The sequence below is a fragment of the Nocardioides sp. P5_C9_2 genome (assembly GCF_054049555.1).
The window spans coordinates 1-6,644 of sequence record NZ_JBFUMD010000190.1 but is presented as its reverse complement, the minus strand read 5'-3'; the positions used below and the strand labels follow the sequence as shown (position 1 = coordinate 6,644).

Here is a 6,644-nt window from a genome sequence, read left to right as displayed (position 1 = left end):
GGCCGGCGCCGCGCTCATTCTCCCCAGACTGGGGACAACGTGTGGAGAACTACACGCATGTAGTTCTCCACAGGTGATTCCACACCTGTGGATGGGGCAGGGCACGGCGGCGCGCGCCCGGCAACTGTGGCGGCCGTCATGAAGGTCCACGCTCAGGCGTGGAGATGCATGCACTGACCCGGCCTGCGCCCTGAAGGTCCACGCACACGCGTGGAGGTTCAGCCTGAGGCCGGAGCCGGGGCGCCGCCGGCCAGGACGCCGCCGGCCAGGACGCCGCCGCTCGGAGCCGATGGCGGACAGCGATCGGTCAGGCGAGGGCGAGGGTGCGGACCGCGGCCATGGCGAGCAGCGCCAGGGTCAGGGTCGCCATTCCGCTCCACTGCACGAGGCTGCGCCGCTGCCGCGGGGCGTAGACGAGGAGCGCGGCGATCAGCGCGCCGCCGACGAGACCACCGAGGTGTCCCTGCCAGGAGATGCCCGGGACGGCGAAGGTGATGACGATGTTGAGGACGAGCAGCCCGCCGAGGCTGCGCAGGTCACCGCCGACCTTGAGGGCCACGATGCCGAGCCCGCCGAAGAGGCCGTAGATGGCGCCGGACGCGCCCAGGGTGAGCCCGATCTCCGGGGAGAGCCACAGGACCGCGACCGAGCCGGCGAGCCCCGAGATGAGGTAGAGGGCCAGGAACCGGACCCGGCCCAGGACCGCCTCGAGCTGGGGTCCGAGGACGTAGAGGGCGAGCATGTTGCCCGCGATGTGCCAGATCTCGACGTGCGCGAACTGGCTGGTGAGCACCTGCCAGTACGCGCCGTCCGCCACACCGGTCAGGAAGCGCCCCCCGACGGCGTCGCACGTCGTACGGGTCATGTCGTAGAGGTAGCCGTCCCCGGGGGCGCAGGCGCCGTTGGCGCGCAGGCCGAGGCGGTCGACCAGCGCACTGCCGGACCCGCCGGTCACCAGGATCGCCAGCCAGACCGCCACGTTGAGGCCGATGAGCACCAGCGACGTCAGGGCCGGGTTGCTCGAGCGCGCGCCGCCGTACGGCGCCTGGATGCTGCGGGTGGTCCTGGCACCCTCGGCGATGCAGGAGGGGCACTGGAAGCCGACGGCGGCGTCCCGCATGCAGTCGGGACAGATCGGCCGCTCGCAGCGCTGGCAGCGGATCCAGGTCTCGCGGCCGGCGTGCCGATAACAGGTCGGGACGCCGGCCGCGGGATCGCCGGAGGTCGGCTGGGTCATGCGGGTGGGAGCCTCAGCGCTCGATGGTGACCGACTCGATGGTGATCGGCTCGGCCGGTCGGTCCATCGCGCCGGTGCGGGTCGCGCCGATCGCGTCGACGACGTCGCGCGAGGACTGGTCGGCGACCTCGCCGAAGATCGTGTGCTTGCGGTTCAGCCACGGGGTGGCGCCGAGGGTGATGAAGAACTGCGAGCCGTTGGTGCCGGGGCCGGCGTTGGCCATGGCGAGCAGGTAGGGCTTGTCGAAGACGAGCTCGGGGTGGATCTCGTCCTTGAACTGGTAGCCGGGGCCGCCGGTGCCGGTGCCCTGCGGGCAGCCGCCCTGGATCATGAAGCCCTCGATGACCCGGTGGAAGCCGAGGCCGTCGTAGAACGGCCCGCTCTTGCCGTCGCCGGTCTTGTAGTCCTTGGTGCCCTCGGCGAGGCCCACGAAGTTGTCGACCGTCTCCGGCGCGTGGTTCGGGAACAAGGTGATGACGATGTCACCCTTGGTGGTCTTCAGGGTCGCCTTGGTGTCGGCCATGGTCTGCCTCTCGCGTGTCAGGAGTGCGTACGACGCAGGGGCGTCGCGCACGTGTCGACGTCGATCCTGCCATGCGCTCCTACACCGCCGCCCTTCACCCGGACGGGGCTGTCGGTCGCTTCGCGCGGCATGGTGAGATGGGTACACATCTCACAAGGAGGCCACGCATGCGCATCCGCAGGCAGAAGTCGATCATGGATCGGGCCCACGACTACGTGGAGTCCGTCGCCGACACCGTCATTCCCCAGCTCGAGGCTGCGCTGGTAACCGCGCGCACCACGGCCGGCCCCGCCCTCGCCGACGCGCGGGACAAGGCAGCCCCGCTGGTGTCCGACGCCCGCGACCGCGCCGTACCCCTCCTCCAGGACACCCGGGACCGGGCGGTCCCGCTGCTCCAGGACGCACGCGACCGGGCCGTCCCGGTGCTGGCCGAGGGCCGGGCCCTGGCGAGCGAGAAGGTGGCCGCCGGCGCCTCCCTCGCCGCCGTGAAGGCCGCGGAGGGTCGCGACCTCGCCGCCGCCAAGGTGGCCGAGCTCCGTCAGGAGCCGGAGCCGGAGCGCAGCAAGCTCAAGACCCTGCTGCTCGTCGGCAGCCTGCTCGCCGTCGGCGCTGCGGTCTTCAGCAAGCTCCGCAAGTCGCAGACCAAGGACAACTGGCAGTCGAGCTACACCCCGGCCCCGCCGGCCGGCAGCACCGCGCCGTCCGGTGCCGGAGTCACGTCCCCGCTCCCCACGAGCGGTACGGCGGGCGACCCGCTGACCGACCCCATCAAGACGCCGCTCGACCCGTCCACCCCCACGGCGGTCGACGCCGCCCAGGCCTCGGACGCCCTGACCGACCCGACCCACCGCGTGGCGGTCGACGACATCGGCGGCGGCGCCCCGGGCGAGGCGCTCAGCGACCGCGACGAGGAGCCGCACGACGTGACCACGCCGGACAGCCCGGCCGAGGTCATCGAGGTGGACGAGGTCYCGGACAACCCGCGGGACTGACTCCAGCGCGAGAACGACCACCTGCGAGCCCCGGACCTGATGGTCCGGGGCTCGCGGCGTCTGCGGCCTCGTTCCCCAGCGCCCGCGCGGCCGCGAGCACAGGTGCCGAACGTCACGGACTACCCGCGGATGCGCTCTCCTCAGGCGACGGTGCGGTGCTCGTCGATCCAGGCGTCGATCTGCTCCCACCAGCCGTAGAGCCACTCGATGCGGGCCTCCCGCCCGGCCGGGATCTCGGACCGCGGGACCTCCCACCAGCGCATCACCAGGGTCTTGTCCATCGGCAGCTCGCGCCACAGGTCGCCGACGGTCAGCAGGTGGTCGAGCCCGGTGTGCGCGACCATCACCACGTCGGCCTCGGGGGCCGCGTCGAGGGCGGCGAGGAAGCCTCCCGGGCGGGGGGCCAGCACGTTGGTCATCCGCTCCGCGCGGTCGGCCATCTGCTGCAGGCCGAGCTTGCGCAGCCGGACGATGGCCCGCTCCCGCCGGGCCGGGGTGAAGTTGCCGCCCTCGGGGAAGATCACGAACGCGTCGTTGGCGTCGAGCCCGCTGGCCAGGGCGCCGATCTGGGACTCGAGGTCCTCCCCCTCCGCCGGGTCGGGCGAGATGAAGCTGGCCGGGATCCGGCGCAGGATCACGTCGATGGCCGGGTCCCACGCGAGGGTGTCCTTGAGGACGACGCGAGGCTCGCGGCCGTACCAGTGCAGCAGCGCGTACATCAGCGTGAACGAGTCGCCCGGGCCGGCGTGGCGGCAGCAGACCAGGATCGGCCGCTCGGGGTGGCGACCGGGCGCCGGCCCGTCGGTGCGGATCCGCAGCGCGAGGACCCGTCGCGCCTCGCGGAAGAACCCCACCAGGGTGAACTGCACCAGGTCGTAGTGGATGCCGGCGAAGTACGGCGAGCGGATCCTCCAGCCGAAGCCCGACGCGAGCCAGAGCCCGAGCAGCACCAGGAGCAGCAGCGACTCGGTGGTCAGGTAGAGGAACACCACCCAGAAGAGACGCAGCGCCCGCCAGCGCCCCGGGATCACCGGCGAGATCGCGGCGGCCCCGATCAGCCACAGCGGGAACGTCACCCACAGCAGCACCGTCAGCCCGACGAGGGCGGGAGCGAGCACGAGCCGGCGCAGGACCCAGATCACGACGTCGTCCCGGTCACCCTGGTCACGGCGTCATCCTGCCGCTCACGAGCCGTCCGGGTCGAGGTGCTCGTCGAGGCAGGCCAGCGCGGCGTCGTACGACGCGTCGATGCGGCGCTGGACGGAGGAGAAGTCGCGGAAGGCCAGCATCGAGTCGTCCTTGGACGAGGTCCCGGCGGCGGGCAGGACGTGCGCCTCGACATGCTCGGGGATCTCGGCGAGCTCGCGCATGAAGCGGTGGCGGCGGGCGACCTCGAAGCTCACCCGGGCCACCTCCCAGGGACGCCGCGGCACGGTCAGCGGCCGGTCCACCCGGCCGACCTGCAGCACGAAGACCCGCGTCGCGCCGAGGGACACCGCCCGCCCGACCGGGATGGAGTTGACCAGGCCGCCGTCGAGGAAGTGCTCGACCCCGAACTCGGTCTCGACCTGCGCGGGGGGCAGCAGCCCGGGCACGGCGGCGCTGGCGACGATCGCCGGCACCAGGGGCCCGGAGTCGAACCAGTGCTCCGCCGACCGCTCGATGCTGGCCGCGCACACCTGGAAGGACACCTCGAGGTCGGCGAAGGTGGTGTCGCCGAACTCCTCGGCCAGCCGCTGGGTGAGCGGCTTGGCGGAGTAGATGTGKGTGCCCGTCGACACCGCCCGTCGGACCGTGCGCAGCGGACGGTCGTGGAAGGGCGAGGCTCCCCGGTCGGCGCTGCCGGCGGCGGTCGCCGCCCACAGGTCGGTGAGCCGCTCGATGACCGTCAGCCGCGGCTCGCGGGCCACCATCGCGCCGTTGAGCGCGCCCACGCTCGTGCCCAGCACCAGGTCGGGGGTGATGCCGCGCTCGAAGAGGGCGCGCAGCATGCCGACCTCGACGGCGCCGAGGATGCCGCCACCACCGAGGACGAAGGCGGTGGTCACGACGCGGCGCCCCTCACGTGCTCAACGCAGCTCGGGGTCCGGCTGGGGGTCCGAGYGGGACTGCAGCTCGGGGTGCTCGGCGATGGTGCGGCGGGTGGCGCGGTGCTCGGCCCAGAACGAGACGACCGGGATGGTGCCGCAGACCAGGGTCACGGCGAGGAACGGCAGGTCCCACGCCGCACGCCGGCCCAGCATGAACGCCATGATGAGGAAGATCAGGTAGAGCCAGCCGTGCGCGACCCCGAGGTAGGCCGAGATGCCGGCCCCGACGTCGTACGCCGTGCCGCCCTTGGGCATCGCCTCGGGGAAGAGGAGGTAGCCGTAGTGGAGCGGCAGGCCGACGAGGCACAGCACGATGAGCAGCACACCGACGACGGTGGCCATGACCCGGTAGCGGAGCAGAGCGGCCTTCACGACGCCGAGTCTGTCACGCGGTCCGCAGCGTGCTGGTCGCGGAGCCAGCGCCACCAGATGAAGGCCGCGAACGCGCCGAAGAACCACCACTCCACGGCGTACAGCAGGTTGCGCAGGGCGGTGAAGCGCCCCACCTCGGGGAGGGACTCGAGGCTGGCCGCCTCCAGCCCGGGCCCCGGCTCCTGCGCCACCACGTAGGCGCCGTACAGGTCGGCGTCGACGCGCTGGACCGCGTCCGCGATCCGCAGCTGCGGTACGACGTCGTCGTCCGGGTCGTCGTCCACCGCGCCGGTGCCCTCCGGCGGCTGCAGCCAGCCGGTGAGGGCGGCCGGTCCCACCGGCGGCGGGACGTCGGCGACGGGCGTCCACCCCCGCACGACCAGCACCGCGGTGTCCCCACCGGACGCGTCGAGGGCGAGCGGGGTCACCGCCCAGTAGCCGTCCTGCCCGTCCTGGGCGCGTCCGGACACCAGGAAGCTCCCCCGGTCCAGCCAGGTGCCGGCGACGTCCACCGGCTGGCCCACCTGGTCGCCGGGAAAGGGGTCGTCGGAGCCCATCACGTCGTCGAGGGCCACCGGGGCCAGGGAGGTCAGGTCCCGCGCCTCGGCGTCGCGGCGCGCCTGCCAGGCCCCGAGCTGCCACCACCCCAGCCAGCCGGCGATGCCGACGAGCACCAGGGCGAGGGCCGTGGCGCCGACGGCGCGGGGGGTGAGGATCCGCGCGGTGCTGCTGCGTGGCGGGCTCACAGGCCGGTCGGCTCCTCGGTCGGCGTCACCTCGGGGCAGACGGCGAACGGCAGCACGTCGGTGAGCACCAGGCCGGCCGCGGCGTCCGGGTGGCGCACCGTCCAGCCGATCCGTCCGGTCGAGGGGTCGACCACCGGCAGCGTGAAGGCTTCGACGAAGCCGACCGGACCCACGGTCGGGAAGTCGCCGGCGAGCGCCGCCCGGTCGAAGAGGTCGGGACGGTCCGGGCCCAGCCGAGCGGTGACGATGCCGTCGGCGAAGCCCACCGCGAAGGTCTCCAGGGGCTCGAGGTCCGTGGGGTCGTGCCGGGCCACGAGCGCGTCCTGGTCCTCCGCGTCCGCGTCGGGTCCCAGCGCCTGGGCCAGCGGCACGCAGCCGGCGCGGTAGTACGTCGCCTCGTCGGCGCCCGCGGACGTCAGGTCCACGATCCCCGGGCGCTCGGCCCACGTCTCGTCGTCCCCGGTGGCGGCACCCACCGAGACGAGGTGGCGCTCGGCGTCGACGTCGGCCCCGCCGAGCCCGGCCGCGCGGGCGTCGACCGCGCCGGCGACCCGCGCCATGTCGAGGTCGGGTCGCAGCGCCAGCACCCAGCCGGGTCCGTCGGGCGTCAGGAAGTGGGCCTCCCAGTCGACGTCGTCGGAGGTGAAGCCGTGGTCGAGGAGCAGCTCGGAGTCGTGCTCGTGC

The 6,644-nt window shown here is 73.2% G+C and carries 8 protein-coding genes; 1 reads left to right on the top strand and 7 read right to left on the bottom strand.

What is annotated here, in order from left to right; translation table 11 throughout:
• Positions 1 to 307: 307 nt before the first annotated feature.
• Both ACXJKL_RS11115 and ACXJKL_RS11110 read right to left on the bottom strand, forming a co-directional pair.
• Positions 308 to 1,237 carry a rhomboid family intramembrane serine protease gene (locus tag ACXJKL_RS11115; protein WP_457207111.1) on the bottom strand — a complete coding sequence of 310 codons (930 nt, stop codon included), beginning with the start codon at positions 1,235 to 1,237 and terminating at the stop codon, positions 308 to 310.
• Positions 1,238 to 1,250: 13 nt separating this feature from the next.
• Positions 1,251 to 1,760 carry a peptidylprolyl isomerase gene (locus tag ACXJKL_RS11110; RefSeq protein WP_457207110.1) on the bottom strand — a complete coding sequence of 170 codons (510 nt, stop codon included), beginning with the start codon at positions 1,758 to 1,760 and terminating at the stop codon, positions 1,251 to 1,253.
• A 167-nt stretch (positions 1,761 to 1,927) separates the two neighbouring features.
• Between ACXJKL_RS11110 and ACXJKL_RS11105 the strand changes: the two genes are divergently transcribed.
• Entirely contained in the window at positions 1,928 to 2,752 is an 825-nt protein-coding gene (locus ACXJKL_RS11105) for a hypothetical protein (RefSeq protein ID WP_457207109.1), read from the top strand.
• A gap of 140 nt (positions 2,753 to 2,892) precedes the next feature.
• On the opposite strand, the gene ACXJKL_RS11100 is transcribed toward ACXJKL_RS11105, so the two are convergent.
• The 5 genes from ACXJKL_RS11100 to ACXJKL_RS11080 form a co-directional block, all read right to left on the bottom strand.
• Positions 2,893 to 3,894 carry a lysophospholipid acyltransferase family protein gene (locus ACXJKL_RS11100; RefSeq protein WP_457207108.1) on the bottom strand — a complete coding sequence of 334 codons (1,002 nt, stop codon included), beginning with the start codon at positions 3,892 to 3,894 and terminating at the stop codon, positions 2,893 to 2,895.
• Between the two features lie 42 nt (positions 3,895 to 3,936).
• Entirely contained in the window at positions 3,937 to 4,800 is an 864-nt protein-coding gene (locus tag ACXJKL_RS11095; protein WP_457207107.1) for a patatin-like phospholipase family protein, read from the bottom strand.
• A 21-nt stretch (positions 4,801 to 4,821) separates the two neighbouring features.
• Positions 4,822 to 5,214, bottom strand: a complete 393-nt coding sequence (locus tag ACXJKL_RS11090) for a DUF3817 domain-containing protein (RefSeq protein ID WP_457207106.1) — start codon at positions 5,212 to 5,214, stop codon at positions 4,822 to 4,824.
• Complete coding sequence (locus tag ACXJKL_RS11085; RefSeq protein WP_457207105.1) at positions 5,211 to 5,960, bottom strand: SURF1 family protein; 750 nt, start codon at positions 5,958 to 5,960, stop codon at positions 5,211 to 5,213. Before ACXJKL_RS11085 ends, ACXJKL_RS11090 begins: the two co-directional genes overlap by 4 nt.
• On the bottom strand, positions 5,957 to 6,644 hold a 688-nt coding region (locus ACXJKL_RS11080), incomplete at its 5' end, for a hypothetical protein (RefSeq protein WP_457207104.1). The genes ACXJKL_RS11080 and ACXJKL_RS11085, both read right to left, overlap by 4 nt.